This window comes from Rhodococcus koreensis (assembly GCF_017068375.1).
In the GTDB taxonomy this organism is placed as follows: domain Bacteria; phylum Actinomycetota; class Actinomycetes; order Mycobacteriales; family Mycobacteriaceae; genus Rhodococcus_F; species Rhodococcus_F koreensis.
Genome location: NZ_CP070610.1, coordinates 924,959 through 939,921 on the forward strand (window position 1 = coordinate 924,959; position 14,963 = coordinate 939,921).

11 protein-coding genes are annotated in these 14,963 nt (G+C 62.5%); 6 read left to right on the plus strand and 5 right to left on the minus strand.

Annotated elements, in window-relative coordinates:
• The first annotated feature begins 85 nt into the window (after positions 1-85).
• A complete protein-coding gene (locus tag JWS14_RS45155; RefSeq protein WP_061043350.1) occupies positions 86-898 on the plus strand; it encodes a mycofactocin-coupled SDR family oxidoreductase in 813 nt (270 codons plus the stop codon).
• Between the two features lie 870 nt (positions 899-1,768).
• Here the strand turns inward: JWS14_RS45155 and JWS14_RS45160 are convergent.
• A complete protein-coding gene (locus JWS14_RS45160; RefSeq protein ID WP_241031810.1) occupies positions 1,769-3,082 on the minus strand; it encodes an ROK family transcriptional regulator in 1,314 nt (437 codons plus the stop codon).
• Positions 3,083-3,240: 158 nt separating this feature from the next.
• Between JWS14_RS45160 and JWS14_RS45165 the strand changes: the two genes are divergently transcribed.
• The 4 genes from JWS14_RS45165 (at position 3,241) to JWS14_RS45180 (ending at position 8,756) form a co-directional block, all read left to right on the plus strand.
• Complete coding sequence (locus tag JWS14_RS45165; RefSeq protein WP_061043351.1) at positions 3,241-4,689, plus strand: aldehyde dehydrogenase; 1,449 nt, start codon at positions 3,241-3,243, stop codon at positions 4,687-4,689.
• Positions 4,690-5,039: 350 nt separating this feature from the next.
• Positions 5,040-6,182 (plus strand): substrate-binding domain-containing protein, encoded by a 1,143-nt coding sequence (locus JWS14_RS45170; RefSeq protein ID WP_061697486.1) that lies wholly within the window; start codon positions 5,040-5,042, stop codon positions 6,180-6,182.
• The gene (locus JWS14_RS45175) at positions 6,179-7,705 is read left to right on the plus strand and encodes a sugar ABC transporter ATP-binding protein (RefSeq protein ID WP_061043353.1); all 1,527 of its coding nucleotides are present in this window, start codon (positions 6,179-6,181) and stop codon (positions 7,703-7,705) included. The genes JWS14_RS45170 and JWS14_RS45175 overlap by 4 nt, the downstream gene beginning before the upstream one ends.
• 4 nt (positions 7,706-7,709) lie before the next feature.
• Entirely contained in the window at positions 7,710-8,756 is a 1,047-nt protein-coding gene (locus tag JWS14_RS45180) for an ABC transporter permease (protein ID WP_082764671.1), read from the plus strand.
• A gap of 1,057 nt (positions 8,757-9,813) precedes the next feature.
• On the opposite strand, the gene JWS14_RS45185 is transcribed toward JWS14_RS45180, so the two are convergent.
• From JWS14_RS45185 to JWS14_RS45200, 4 genes are all read right to left on the minus strand, one after another.
• Positions 9,814-10,182 (minus strand): histone-like nucleoid-structuring protein Lsr2, encoded by a 369-nt coding sequence (locus JWS14_RS45185; protein ID WP_206016971.1) that lies wholly within the window; start codon positions 10,180-10,182, stop codon positions 9,814-9,816.
• Positions 10,183-10,313: 131 nt separating this feature from the next.
• Entirely contained in the window at positions 10,314-10,691 is a 378-nt protein-coding gene (locus tag JWS14_RS45190; protein ID WP_206016728.1) for a hypothetical protein, read from the minus strand.
• A 176-nt stretch (positions 10,692-10,867) separates the two neighbouring features.
• Complete coding sequence (locus JWS14_RS45195; RefSeq protein WP_005261941.1) at positions 10,868-11,230, minus strand: cupin domain-containing protein; 363 nt, start codon at positions 11,228-11,230, stop codon at positions 10,868-10,870.
• 531 nt (positions 11,231-11,761) lie between these two features.
• Positions 11,762-12,955, minus strand: a complete 1,194-nt coding sequence (locus tag JWS14_RS45200) for an MBL fold metallo-hydrolase (protein ID WP_206016729.1) — start codon at positions 12,953-12,955, stop codon at positions 11,762-11,764.
• 509 nt (positions 12,956-13,464) lie between these two features.
• Between JWS14_RS45200 and JWS14_RS45205 the strand changes: the two genes are divergently transcribed.
• Positions 13,465-14,862 (plus strand): NAD-dependent malic enzyme, encoded by a 1,398-nt coding sequence (locus JWS14_RS45205; RefSeq protein WP_095869603.1) that lies wholly within the window; start codon positions 13,465-13,467, stop codon positions 14,860-14,862.
• Positions 14,863-14,963 lie beyond the last annotated feature (101 nt).

The window sequence follows — 14,963 nt, forward strand, 5'->3', positions numbered from 1 at the left end:
ACCTTTCGGTGGCGCCCACCAGCCCTCCCGCACTGACAATCAGCAACACGTGCTGAGACAACCGTACAAGCAGAGAGGAATCGTCATGGCAGGACGACTCGAGGGAAAAGTAGCACTCATTTCGGGTGCAGCGCGAGGTCAAGGTAGGTCTCACGCGGTCCGTATGGCCGAGGAAGGTGCAGATATCATCGCATTCGACATATGTCGGCAACTTGATACGGTGCAGTACCCGCTTGCCAGTTCTGAGGACTTGAAGGAAACGCAACGGCTGGTGGAAGCGCTTGGACGACGCATCCTGACCGCAGAGATAGATGTGCGTGACGCGGACACCGTTGCGCAGTTCGTCGGCGCCGGTGTCTCCGAGTTCGGTGGACTCGACATCGTCTGTGCCAATGCCGCTTTCACCTGCTTCGTCCCCAACACGTGGTCGATCACCGAGCAGGAGTGGGACGAGATGATCGGCGTCAATTTGACGGGGGTGTGGAAGACCGTCAAGGCGGCAATCCCCGCGATGATCACGGCGGGCCGCGGAGGATCTATCGCGATCACCAGCTCTTCCGCAGGTACCAAGGGCATGGTCAACCTCGCACACTACGTTTCCGCCAAGCACGGAGTCGTCGGTCTGATGCGCACGCTAGCCAATGAGCTGGCTCCGCATATGATTCGGGTCAACACCATCCATCCGACCGGAGTCAACACGAAGCTGATCAACAACGATCACGTTCGCACGTTCCTCGAGGCGCACCCCGAGTGGGACGCCAACATGGCTAACGCGCTTCCGGTGGATATGGTCGAGCCCGAGGACATCAGCAATGCCATCGTGTGGCTGGCATCTGATGAGGGCCGCTACGTCACCGGGGTCAGCTTGCCGGTCGACGCTGGTTTCGCGGGCCGCTGACACCCCTGCTGCTGGGTGTATCAACTGTATTGCGGTGTGGTGCGCACGATTCTTTACGTGCACGGCGGTTTGCTGGGCGAGAGCACAGTGCGAGGCACCGCTCCCCGCCGTATGAGCGGGCGTGGAAAGGACGGCAGCGGCCCGTGAGGCCCATCCGGTCAGTGCCCGGACCGGGCGCACCCCACCGGATCATCAGAGAGATCGAATGCCGTTATGCCTGAATATCCTGAGCGAGAGAATGTGTGGACGACGGGACGGAACCCGGGCTTTGCCGGTCCCGGTCCTGGACGGCGCGAGCCTGGCCGCGCGGCGATAGAAGCTGACGTGCGCAACTATCGACAACGGCATCGCGAACGAAGGCAAATCGGAACAACTCGTCACCCCCGGGACGAGACCGAAGCGTTTCTGTCGTTCGCTGGGATATGGGCACCTTTCGGCGGCCCGCCGGAGTGGGAGTTGTTCGTTACCTACGGAATAACTAGGGCGACATTCTTCGAGAGGCTCTGGCAGATCATCACTTCGAGGAAATGCGATCAGATCGTCGCTCAACGGCTTTCGGCCGCCTACCCGCGACCGCCATCCCATGGAGATGGGCTTGTCGGTGAACTGGTGCACGATGATCGGGCGGACACGCGTCCATGGATGCGTAGTGGGTGAACGGACGGGAAAGAGCACAGCGCCCACCGGGTTCATTGCAGTCGACGTCAGATTACAAAGGGGGAGTGGTGTCGCGGACTGTCTGGTGGTTGGTCCCCGGTGGCAATCGACGGAAATCCGTAGGAAGCAGTCGCCGCGTGCTTGCCCTGGAGTGCACACACGCTTCGACGCCGAGGATGTTGGTGCCGTCGTCCGTACGCCGGTCGAGAAACATCACCCGGCGTCGGCCGTTGCCACCAACTCGTCGATTGCTTCGGGCGCCAGGGCGTCCTCGATGACGGCCAATGCGGCCCCTCGCAATCCCGCGTCGTCGCCGAGACGCGCACGAGTAATGACCGAGGCGCGAGCTGATGAGGGAAGCGCTGACTTGTAGATCGACTCCTGCATTCCGACGAGGAACTGGTCGCCGGTGTCGACGAGGTATCCCCACACTGTCACGACGTCGGGGTTGAGGAGATTGATCACCGATGCCATGACCTCGCCGACGTGACGGCCGGCCTCGCGCACGGCTTGGCCTGCAGGTACGATCCCGGCGTTCGCCAGGTCAGCCACGTCGCGGGCGGTGTGCGCCTCGTAACCCTGCTCCACGAGGGCAGCAGCTAGGGCTGGTCCACCGGCAATGGTGTTGAGGCATCCCCGGCTCCCACACGGGCAGGGCAGGTCCACGCCAGCCATCTTGGTGTGGCCGATCTCGCCAACCATTCCGGTGGCCCCGCGCACGACGTTGTGATTGATTACGAGACCGCATGCGACAACAGTTCCGACTTTCAATGACACCAGCACGTTAGCGTCGCGCCACCCCGTTCGGTGCTCTCCGATCGCCATCAGGTTGACGTCTCTGTCCACGAAGGACGGTGCGTGGAAGGACTGCGAAAGACGTTCGGCGAAGTGGAAGTTTACCCACTCGCGACTCCCGCCCGATCGGTTTGATGCAGGGGCGGTGGAGATTTCGACGTCGCCCGGGAGTCCCAGTCCGACGCCGTAGACATGGCCTGCGGAAAGGTCGAGCTCCGCCAAGGCGTCCTTGAAGACAGTGCAGATCAGCTCGATCAGCGCGTCCGGTCCGCGGGCAACGTCGAACTGGACCTGGGTGCGCCAGAGGATCTCTGCGTCCAGGTCGGTGATTGCGAGCATCGTTCCACTCATGCCCACTTGGGCTACCAGAGTGACGCCTGCGGCTGCGTTGAACGCCAGTAGGCTTGCGGGTCGACCTCGACCCGGTGAGGTCTCTCCATCGGTGGTCAGCAGGCCGATTTGCTGCAGGATGTCGAGTCGTTCGTTGACCGTCGACCGGGCTAGACCCATCGTCTTTGCCAGCTCGGTGACGGTCTCGACCTTCCCAAGTCGGATGAGGTTGAGCACCTCGCCGGTTCTGGCCATCCGGCCGCCGGACCGTTTCGCAGGTGGTGTCCCGTTGCCGCTGCCGGTGAGGCGTCGTTTCGGGCGCATCGCCGACGGTTCCGGTGGTGATCCACCACCTCGATTTAGCGTCATGTAGTCAGCATATACGCCGACATCTGTTCCCATCCAGCCTATTGACGAAGCGTACCGACATGATTACGTTTACTTTCGACATATATGTCGTTGGGCTGCCTGCGGGCGCCACCACTCGAGCCGCGCCGTGCTGCGCCAGGTCTGCTGAAAATCTCACCACCGGTGCGGACCACCAAACAGAGGAGATCTAGATGAACGTCCCACATGCGAACGAGCTGTTTGTCGGTAGTCGTTGGGTGGCCCCCCGGAGCAGTGAACTCGCCGATGTCGTCGCACCATACGACGGTCGGGTGATTCGCCAGCTGCCTCGCCCGACTATTGATGACGCAAAAATCGCGGTCGACGAGGCGCAGGGCGCATTCGACAGCTGGGCTGGGTTGACCCATGACGCAAGACGCGAGATCGTCGCGAGGTTCTGTGGCGCGCTGGACAAAAGGCTCGATGAGATCGTTCGTGTCTGGGCACTTGAGGCTGGTATGCCGTTCCGCAACGGCGACGAACTCACCAAAGCTGCCTCGGAGCTATGGAATCGGGCGCTCGACGAGTCTCAGACCGCATCGTGGATCGAGACGCGTGAGACCTCGATGGGACGTATCGAGGTTCGACACGATCCGATCGGACCCACCGTGGGGATCGTAGCTTTCAACGGTCCTCACATGCAGTTTGCGCTGGCGATCATCCCCGGCTTGCTCGCCGGGAACACGATGATCATCAAGCTTCCGCCCGAGGCGCGGATGCTCGGATACATCTTCGCCGATGCGGCCGCGGACGCCGGATTTCCGTCTGGTGTCTTGAGCATCCTTGCTGGTGATGCCGATGTCAGTCAGTACCTCGTTGAGCATCCAGGGATCGCGGCCGTTCATTTCACCGGTGGAACCGAGGTAGGTGTTTCCGTCATGCACTCGTGTGCGGATCGCGTCGCCAACGTCGTGCTGGAGTTGGGCGGAAAGTCCGCGTCGATCGTAGCCGCGGACGCCGACCTCGACATGACTGTGCCTGCTCTCGTCGATGCGATGGCGCTTTATAGTGGCCAGATCTGCGTCGCTATGACGCGGCTTCTCGTCGCCCGAGAGATCCACGACGCAGTCGTGGACGGACTTGTCGCCGGCTTGAAGGCGCTGAAGATGGGCGACCCGGCAGACCCCGAAACCACCTGGGGCCCACTCGCGGCACCGCGCTTTCTGGACCGCGCAGAAGGCTACATCGAACGGGCCGTCGCAGGAGGCGCGACCATTGCCGCCGGAGGCGGCAGGCCGAGTGGCTTGGAAGGCTACTTCCTCGAACCCACCCTGCTGACCAACGTTACGAACGACATGGAGGTCGCACAGAACGAGATCTTCGGTCCGGTCTTCTGTGTCATTCCGTTCGACACCCTCGATGAAGCAGTCGCAATCGCGAACGCATCGCGGTACGGGCTCTCTGGATCGGTGTTCACCACCGACGAGCGGGCCGGCCTGGATGTGGCACGTCGAGTTCGATCCGGCGTCTTCATCATCAACGGCACATTCCCTTGCCTGGCGGCACCCTTCGGGGGAGTCAAGCAGTCGGGGTTTGGTCGCGAAGGCGGTCCCGAGGGGCTATTCGCGCTTACCCAGACCAAGAGCATCACCTTATCCAGCGCTGTAAGCGCGACTGCCTAACTTCCGACACCGCACTGTCCCAGTGGGCCGCCGGGCGAAAAGCTCGGCGGCCCAACCTGTATCAGGGCGCTCGGCAAATCTTCACTTGAGAGGTTCGTCAGGCCACAGCGGGTCGAATATGTGACGGAGATCTCGCGAAACCGTTGACGTCGAGAATCGACGTCATTAAAGTGATAATCGACATTAATGAGGCGGCGGTCGGTGCCACCGAAGAAACTCACGACCGACTGACGGGCCCACAGTCTTCCCATCACACATCACAGAGGTGCACCATGACCCGCGCGTCCGTACGTAGCCGGAACCCCAAACCGGACCATCCCTCCCAGCCCGGCCGCCGCCGATCCGCCCTGATGGCCGCAGCACTCCTCGTCACCGGCGCTGCCACCGCCTGCACCTCGAACGCGGCTGGCAGTGCGGGCGCGAACTGTGACACAACCACATACGACGGCGCGATCGCCGCCTACACAAGCGGCGACGTCATAGGCAAAGGCCCTAACGGTGAAATCTCCGTACCGGCAACATCCATCGAACTCACCGACGCCGAAGTAGCCCAAGTCCGCGCCATGAACGCCACCGCAGCGGTCGTAATGCACTTCTCCGGCGACAGCTGGAGCAACGCCCAGGTCGACGCACTCAAGGCCGAATTCGACAAACTAGGCATCCGAATCGTTGCCCAGACCGACGCCCAGGCCGACCCCGCCAAACAATTTTCCGATATCGAGACCGCGCTCTCGGCGAAACCGAACGTCATGGTATCGATCCCCTCCCTCGACCCCATCGCGCTTGCGCCCGCCTACCGAAAGGCCGCAGACGCCGGCGTCAAAATCGTCTTTATGGAGAACCCCGCCAAGAACTTCCAACCGGGACAGGACTACGTCGCCGTCGTCGCCACCGACAACTACGGGGCCGGCGTTCTCGGCGCACACCAATTGGCGAAAGCGCTCTGCGGAAGAGGCGAAGTGGGCGTGATCTACCACGGCGCACAGGCGCCGACGAACGTCCTGCGCGAACAGGGCTTCACCGAAACGGTCGAGAAGAACTACCCCGACATCGACATCGTGGAAAACAAGGGCCTGCTGGGCCCGGACTGGAAAGGCGAAGGTAACTCGAACGTCAACGCGTGGCTCACTAAACACCCGCGGCTGGGCGGCGTGTGGTGCTTCTTCGACGCCCCCTGTGAGGGCGCCATCGACGCCGCACGCGCCTCAGGACGCGACGACCTCGCCGTCACGACGGTGGACTTGGGAAACAACGTCGCCATCGACATGGCACAAAACGGATTCGTCAACGGGATCGCCGCCGCGCAACCGTACGATCAGGGTGCCGTCGAGGCGAAGCTTGCAGCCTACGCGCTGCTTGGCAAACCGGCCCCGGCCTTCGTCGAGCTTCCCTCCCTCCCTGTCACTCGCGACAATCTAGTCGACTCATGGAAGTCCCTGTATCACTCGGACGCCCCCAGTGACCTCCAGCAAGCCCTGGACAGCAGCCGATGAACACCACGGAGAATGCATCGATCGCGGTCTCCATGCGGGACATCCACAAATCCTTCGGCAAGGTGGAAGTTCTGCGAGGTGTCGATTTCGAACTGCGCCAGGGTGAAGTCCACGCCCTGCTCGGCGGCAACGGTGCGGGAAAATCGACACTGATGAAGATCCTGCAAGGCGTTCACCGCGCCGATGCCGGGGACATCATCATCGACGGGCGGCCAATGGACTTCCAATCACCGTTCGATGCGACAGCAGCCGGCATCGGCATGGTATTCCAAGAATTCAGCCTCATCCCGAGCCTCTCGGTCGCGCAGAATATTTTCCTCGGTCGCGAACCCCACAAGTTCGGACTAATCGACGACGGAACCCTGAACCGACGGGCGAGCACACTGCTCGACCGCATGGGCGCCGACATCGACCCGCAAAGCCTGATCGGAGATCTCCCAGTCGGGTACTGGCAACTCACCGAGATCGCCAAGGCGCTGAGTATGCAAGCACGTGTCCTCATCATGGACGAACCGACCGCCAGCCTCCCGTATTCCGAGGTCGAAGCACTGTTCACCCTTATCGGCAGGCTCAAAACACAGGGCATCTCGATCGTGTACATCAGCCATCGAATGGCCGAAATAGCACGCGTAGCCGATCGTCTGAGCATCATCCGCGACGGCCGCAGGGTCCTCACCGACGACGTGCACGCAGTCCCGCCCGAACAAGTGGCCGAATCCATCGTCGGTCGAGAGATTCTGCACGGCTTCAACAGAACCAAGCGAAACGCTGACACCCGTCCAGAGGTCACACTGTCCGTCGAGAACCTCAGCGCGGGAAACCGTCTCGACAACGTCTCGTTCCAAGTGTCCGCCGGCGAGGTCGTCGGAGTCGCCGGCCTGATCGGAAGCGGACGAACAGAATTGGCACGATGTTTATTCGGCATCGACCGAAGCGACTCAGGTCGGATAGTGGTCGACGGCAAACCCATCCGCCCCCGTCGGCCACTCGACGCCATCAGATCGGGCGTCATGCTCGTACCCGAGGACCGTCAATCACAAGGCCTCGTACGCGAACATTCCGTACGGACCAACCTGCTTCTGCCCAGCCTCTCGCGACTGACCCGGGGGCCGTTCATCGACGACAGCAGAGGCCGTGACCTCTGCGCAGACCTCGCACAGAGGCTCGGGATTCGCGCCACCGCCATCGATCAGCCAGTTGGCCGACTGTCTGGCGGAAACCAGCAAAAGGTCGTCATCTCAAAGTGGCTAGGCCTCAGCGAGATGGGAGTCCCACCGCGGGTGTTGATACTCGACGAACCCACCACGGGCGTCGACATCGCCTCCAAAACCGACATCATGCAACTGGTGCTCGACCTCGCTGACGCCGGCACCGCGATCATTCTCATCTCTTCCGAGCTCGAGGAACTCCTCGCCGTCGCCGACCGTGTCCTCGTCATGCGACGAGGACGAATCGACGCCGACTTCGACCGCGACAACATCCCCGACGAAGAGTCGCTCCAGCTCGCCATCCAAGGAGTGTGAACACATGCCCACCAAATCCAACGCCGCGAAAGCCGCGACGCTAACCACCACGTCACAGACCCAGGAGCCTCCTAGCGCAGGTACCGCACTCCCTGAACCTGGACGGCCCAGCTTCGCCTCACGATTCGGCGACCTGGAGTGGCGCGATTTCGCCATCTACATCGGTTTCGTCGTGGTCTTCCTGCTATTCGCAGTCTTCCTACGGGACGACGGATTCCTGCTGAGCAACAACCTGCTCAACATTGTCAGACAGACCGCCATCATTGCCGTCATGGCGGTAGCTGGAACCTTCGTGATCGCCGCCGCCCAGATCGATCTATCGATCGGATCCGTTGCAGGACTGTCCAGTGTCGTCACTGCCATGACCATCTCGTCGACCGGCAGCGTTCTGCTCGGAGTGTTGGCCGGACTCGGCACCGGCGTGGTGGTAGGTTCCATCAACGGAGGCCTCGTCGCTGTCCTGGGCTTGCCGTCCTTCTTGGTGACCCTCGCAATGCTGGGCATCGCCGCCGGAGTTGCGCAATGGATTTCAAACTTTCAGCCGGTGCCCATCCTGAACAAGGCCTTCACCAACCTGTTCGGCTCCGGAGACTTCGGACCTATTCCCGCACTCCTGCTCTGGGCCGGTCTCTTTGTCCTCACCGGCGTGGTGGTGATGAATAAGACGACATTCGGGCGCCAGGTACTGGCCGCCGGAGGCAATGACACCGCAGCACGCTTCACCGGCGTCCGTACCAAACGAATCACCTTTTATGTGCTGCTGATCTCGGCCATCGTCGCGAGTGTCGCCGGAATGCTCTACGCCGGACGCCTTCAGTCGGGTCGGTATCAATGGGGCTCCGGCGACGAACTCTCCGTCATCGCTGCCGTTGTTCTGGGAGGAACCAGCCTCTTCGGTGGATACGGCCGGGTCATAGGCTCGGCGATCGGAGCAGTCTTCATCGGGCTCATCAACAATGGACTGATTCTCGCGGGACTGGACGTGAGCCAGCAGATCATTATCCAAGGCGTCATCATCATCATTGCCGTCGCACTTGCGAAAAAGAAGTGAACCACCCACCCTCGGTACCTCGGAACGCGATAAACGGGCCGTTCATCAGGGGTACACCACTACTCCGGGTCGTCGTCCACATCCCGTCGAATGTCGCGAACATCGTGTAACACCAGCATCATTAGCGAACACCCCCAGGACAAGGTGATGACCATATGGACGCGGATGTTCTGATCGAGTTGACGGCGCTTTCCGTCACTCGACCCCCTCCCGGCGCGAGTGTCGAGGTTATGGCCGCATGGCACGAAGCACAATCACGCCAGTGAGTACAACTCGGTGCGAGCAGGACAGGACGGAGCCCGCGACAGCGCCCGCGCCGCACGAGCGCACCAGCGGTCACTGCAGTTGCTCCGCGACTCGGCGCGATAGCTCCGTGCGCCGCGCGCCAATAAAAACGCAGAGCGCTCGGGGCCCTGCCTCGAACAACGTTAAAGCCCTGATGTTTCGACGATGGGTGATGACCTGAAGATCTGGCTCATCACTCACCCTCTAGGCTCGTCGGGCGTCTCAGCCGCGTGTCCTCCCCGAGACCTCCGACGCCGGTGGGGACCCGCAGAACCGACGTATGCGGGTCCCCGCCACCCACGTCCTTAGGCATAGGATTGCGGAATTGACCACGCACGCGGGGGCCGTTAGTAGCGGACAAACCTGTGCCTGCTTCTCATCCTCGACGACTGTCTTCGGAACGCAACGGGGTGAGTGTGGCCCGGCCCCCAAGCGAAACGCCAACAGCAACCGCAACCGCTCGGAGAGCCAAGGCCTTCTGCAGAGCGTTGCGCGCGATGGAGCCTTCGCCGAGACCGTCGCCGCGACTTGTGGTCGGACGTGTGCAGTTGCCGGCAGTCAAAGCTGTCGGACAAATGGTTCATTGGAAGGGCGGGGATTGGTCGCGGCTGCTCCGAGGCGGGCATGCGTGTCGAATGACAGATCTGGGAGCAGAAATTAGTGCAGGAACTCTCGCCGATACGCCAGCCGCGAATGCCGACTCTCCTTCAGCCTGCCATTCCATCCACCCGATCGCGGAGCTCAAATAACAACGGCGCTCTTCTGGCGGTCGTCAGTGAGCAGCGTTGTACGCCTCCGCGATCTCGGTGGGAATTCGCCCGCGGACCCCGATGTCATAGCCCTGTTCCTGAGCCCATTCCCGTACCGCCCTCACATGGTCACGGTCCCGCCGCGCAGGTTTCCGCTTGACCTCACTACCCGACGTGAGTGTGCCTGCGGATCGATTCTTGCGGCCACCTATCTTTGTGGCGTGATCGATGTAGTGATCGAGTTTCTTGTGGAACTCCTTCGCATTCTTCGCCGATAAGTCGATCTCGTAGTCGATTCCATTTACGGAGAAGGCGATCGTCTCGCCCTTTCCTTCCACAATGGGAGTTCCGTCGATATCGTCGACGTGTTCGACAACTATTTGGCGCGCCATTCCAACTCCTTCGTCACTTTTATGCACCCACTCTACGTCCATTGCACAATGCTCGCCTCAGCCAAAATGCTGTGCCCCACACGCATGCATCGAAAATGACAACTCGGACGGAATTCTTGGCGGAAAAACCCTCATCCACCAGGCGGGTCAGCTCGAATCCACGGCGGGGTGTTGGATGTAACCGCAGTCAAGGGAGTGATACTCGATGTCCACAGGTCAGCGGCGGGCAGCGACAGGATTCCCCCAAATAGATACGGTGCCTCGCATTCGATTGTTTCGGAGTCGCCGAGGGTGAGTTGCTGTTCGTGGAAGTCGAAATGCCTTGTTGAATAACGGTACAGCTCGACAATGGTCATGAACCGCACCGGGAACGGCATCCCCCGCCGCAAGTCCTCGTCCGATTCACGGTGCAGGTGGCGGACGAGGGAGGCGCTCACTCGATCGAGTTTCGCGCCCGCTCTATTGTTGTTGAACACCAGTGCGGCGGCGCAGGAACCGTAGTAGTTCACCACCTCGAGGTGCCCAAGAGCATATGCACCGGGGTGATACAGCCGGCGAAGTCGTATTGGGAGGTGTGAGGGTGACGGGTCCGCGCACACTCGCCGGCCGTGCTACCTGGGCAAACGTCCACTACGGCGGTTTCCGCGCGCGTGTGATGAGCGGGCGGAACATGGGGCGCTGTCGTCTACCGCTTGGCGTAGTCGGCGACGCCGGTCCAGTCGATGACCACGCAGGGCTCATCGCCGAGGATCCAGGCGTCGTGTCCGGGCGGGCAGATCATGAGATCGCCGGGGCCGAACTCCATGTCTTCCCCGTCGTCCATGACGATCTTCATACGACCCGAGATGACGTAACCCATGTGAGCGGCCTGGCAGCTGTCTGTCTTGGCTATCGGTTTGACGTGTTTGGACCACTGCCAGCCGGGCTGGAAGGTCGCCCTCCCCACCGCGCCGGAAGTGACGTTGACGAGTTCGAGCTTGCCCATGTCGTCCTCGAAGGGGCGGGTTTCCTCGGGTGAATCGAGACTCTTGCGGATGAGACCGGACATCGGTTGTCCTCCCACGTCGTTGTGGCGGCACCCACAGATGCGGCGGACCTTCGACCGGCAAATAGGGAACCGCGGGCTGAAGCGATTTCCTGGCTCTTCGATTCTAGGCTGGCACTCGGGGTAGGCCTATTTGCAAAGGAGGCGGTGGTGATAACGAGGAAAATCAGGCCACATCCCGAACTCGATTGGCGAAGTTTTTTGGACTCGACATCGGGACCCCTAACAGTTGGCCCAGTTCGACGGAATCACCGCGAGCCCGAATCGGCATCCGTGCGTAAGCTCCTCGCGAGCGGAACCCTGAAGACCTACAAGGACTTCCCGCACGGCATGCCCAGCACACGAAGGCGACGCAGGTTTGGCGTGGGTGGCGAACGCACCGGTCCGCGCCATAGCCCTAGACCGATCCGGTTGCGGAATCGGCTTCTGCAAAGCTTGTCGCCTCGAAGGGCCGACGTGTCGCGGTAGCTCCCGCTGGGCCTGTGGGCAGTTCGGTGGCTGATGGACCCGTAGCTCCGATGATGAAGACCGGCGTCACGCCGCCGTCCCGTGCTCCAGGCTTCCGTGGACGAAAGTCGGGTGGGTGCCCGGTGCGAAGGGGCTGGCGGTCAGTTCGCTGGTGGGGAAGAACTGCACGAAGCGGCTGTCGTGCTGTGATCGGTCGACGAGGGTCTTTTCGACGACGCAGAAGGTGTATTGCTGTGCGGTGGACTCGATGGTGTTGGCGTTGATGATGAGTTCTTGGCCCCACCGCGAAGCCCACCCGGAAATGCCTGGCAACTTGCTGTGTTCGGGGGTCAGCAGCTCGGCGGCGAGCACGTTTTCCGACATCCCCCACACGCCGGTGTCGGTGTTGAGTAACAAGGTTTGGTTGCCAGTGGCGTGGCCGGGAGTGCGGATGAGGGCGACGCCGGGGCCGAGCAGTCGGTCACCATCGATGGGCAAGATGCGGTCGGGGTCGAGATCGATGAAGGTCTCGGGCTGGTACCAAGGCCGCTGCAACGGGTGCAGGTCCTTCATCGCTTCCAGCTCGTGGCGCTGGACCACCAGCTTGGCGTTGGGGAACCAACCCTGTACCGGGGTGTCGGGGGAAATGTCGGTCTGGGGCTTGGTGGTGCCGAGTAATCTGCGCACGTCTTGGGTGTGCAGGTGGTCGAAGGCCAGGTAGTCCACCTCGACCGGATCGATGCCTAGCCTGGCGAGGTTCGCGGGAACGGTGCCGTGCTCGGTCAGCATTCTGGCGAGCACCGGCGCCGGTGTTTGATCGCGGAGTGCGGCAAAATACGGGGTGTTGGCGTCGAGCTCGAAATCGCTGGGCTCCCAAACGAGTGTCTTCTGTGTCCCGTCGCTGTCGTTCCAGCGCACGATCATCATTCGGTTGGTGATGAACAGGAATGGTGCCGGTGAAGACGGGGCGCGCCACAACCCGAATTTCGTCGGATAGGGCAACGTAATCAGGTCGTGTGTGGAGACGCGCGAGGGCGTACCGGTCGCGGCGAACTCACGTTTGAAGTCGGCGGCGGCTTGCCGCGCGATGCGCAATGCCGCACCCGGTCCGCCCGGGGTGGTGTGGATGCGCTCGAGGGTGGGGATTGGTGCGCCGAGATCCACAGGGGCGGGTACCGGAATCGTCAGCGGGGCGCCGCTGGTCGCCGCCATGTGTCGTGGCTCTGCGGTGGGGATCATGCGTTTGAGCGCTTCGAGGGGGGCGGTGATCACTGTGGACATGTTCACGACGTTAGACCTGGTCAGGGTATGAGTGCTGAGCATGGGAGGACCAAGATGGTTGGCTTCTTTTGGACGTCGAGGGAGTGGGCGTGTTGCCCCCTCCGCAACGAACAGCGTCGTAGACAAATGCGCATTTGACGCCTGGCCATGGACTCGACCGGAATGGTGAAGTGCCCGATGGTTCGGGTAGTCCGGGTCGTCCCGCACGCCGATCCGCTAGCGGGCGCCCGGGTGTGTCCGTCTTTCAGTGAGCACCATCGCGCCGGTAGGCGACTGCAAGCCCAAGGGCGCAGAGTTCGGCTACGACACCGTAGCCCTGCCGGTGCGGGCGCTCCGAGGAACGATCGCCGCCGAGCGGAGCCGGATGGTTGTCCTCTTGTCCGGATCGGCGATGGCCGAGCAGACTAAGGGTGTTGCGGGCGGAAGCACCTGGTGCGTGCGTGCCGATCGGGCACCCGATGATCCGGCCGGAACCCTGCCGGTCATCATTCAGTATCCAGGAGCTTTACATGCCCAGTCCCAGCCCCGGTTATTCGATCACCGTCCGCGTCCATGCACCGGTCGGCGCTGGCACCACGTCGACGTTGGCGGCCGCGATCGCATCGGTGAAAGGTGCCATGACGGCGCTCGATGTCGTCGAGAGCCATCCCGACCACATGGTCATCGACCTCACCTGCGATGCCTCGGATGTCGCGCACGCCGACCAGATCTCTACCGCGATCGCCGAGGTTCCGGGGGTGATCGTCGGCAAGGTCAGCGACCGCACCTTCCTTCTGCATTTGGGCGGCAAGCTCGAGGTGGTCCCCACGGTTCCGCTCACACACCGCGACGACCTCTCCCGCGCCTACACCCCCGGCGTCGCCCGGGTGTGTACCGCCATCGCTGAACACCCCGAGGATGTGCGCCGCCTGACGATCAAACGCAATACCGTCGCCGTGGTCACCGACGGCTCCGCGGTCCTGGGTCTGGGCAACATCGGTGCCGCGGCGTCGATCCCGGTGATGGAGGGCAAGGCGGCACTGTTCAAACGGTTCGGCGGTGTCGACGCCTGGCCGGTCTGCCTGGACACCCAGGACCCGGATGCCATCGTCGAGATCGTCCGGGCCCTCGCGCCGGTGTACGGCGGGATAAACCTTGAAGATATCTCCGCCCCAAGGTGTTTCGAGATCGAGGCTCGGCTCCGCGGTATCCTCGACATTCCGGTGTTCCACGACGACCAGCACGGGACCGCGATCGTGGTCCTGGCCGCCCTGACCAACGCGCTGCGGGTGGTCGGCAAGTCGCTCGGCCGGGCTCGGATCGTGGTGTCCGGCGTCGGCGCCGCCGGGCACGCTGTCATCCGGTTGCTCGTCGCCCAAGGTGCGACGAACGTCATCGGCTGCGGGCGTCGGGGGATCGTGTCCCCGGACGACACCGCCGACGAGTTTCGTACCTGGATCGCCGAGCACACCAATCCCGAGGCTCGGACGGGATCACTGCGGGACGCGTTGGTCGGGGCGGACGTGTTCATCGGGGTCTCGGCGCCGAACATTGTCACGGGCGATGACATCGCGGCGATGGCCGACGAGTCGATCGTGTTCGCGCTGGCCAATCCGGTCCCGGAGGTCGATCCGGTCGCCGCCGGTGAGCATGCCACCGTGGTGGCCACCGGTCGGTCGGATTTCCCCAACCAGATCAACAACGTCCTCGCCTTCCCTGGGGTGTTTCGTGGTCTGCTCGACGCGCACGCGGTCGACATCACCGACGAGATGTTGATCGCCGCGGCTGGCGCGATCGCCGACAGGGTGTCGCCGTCCGAGCTCAATGCCACGTACATCGTGCCGAGCGTGTTCGATGCCACCGTCGCGCCGGCGGTCGCGGCGGCGGTTCGCGAGGTGGCCGAGCGGGGGCCACGGTCCGAGAAGTGAGCCGTTCGCTCATTGTTTTCCGTGTCCCAGGCGATCACAGCTGCGGGCGAGATGTCCCGAGGCCCGAGCCGGCGCCCATGGTGCATCGCGCCCACCCGTCC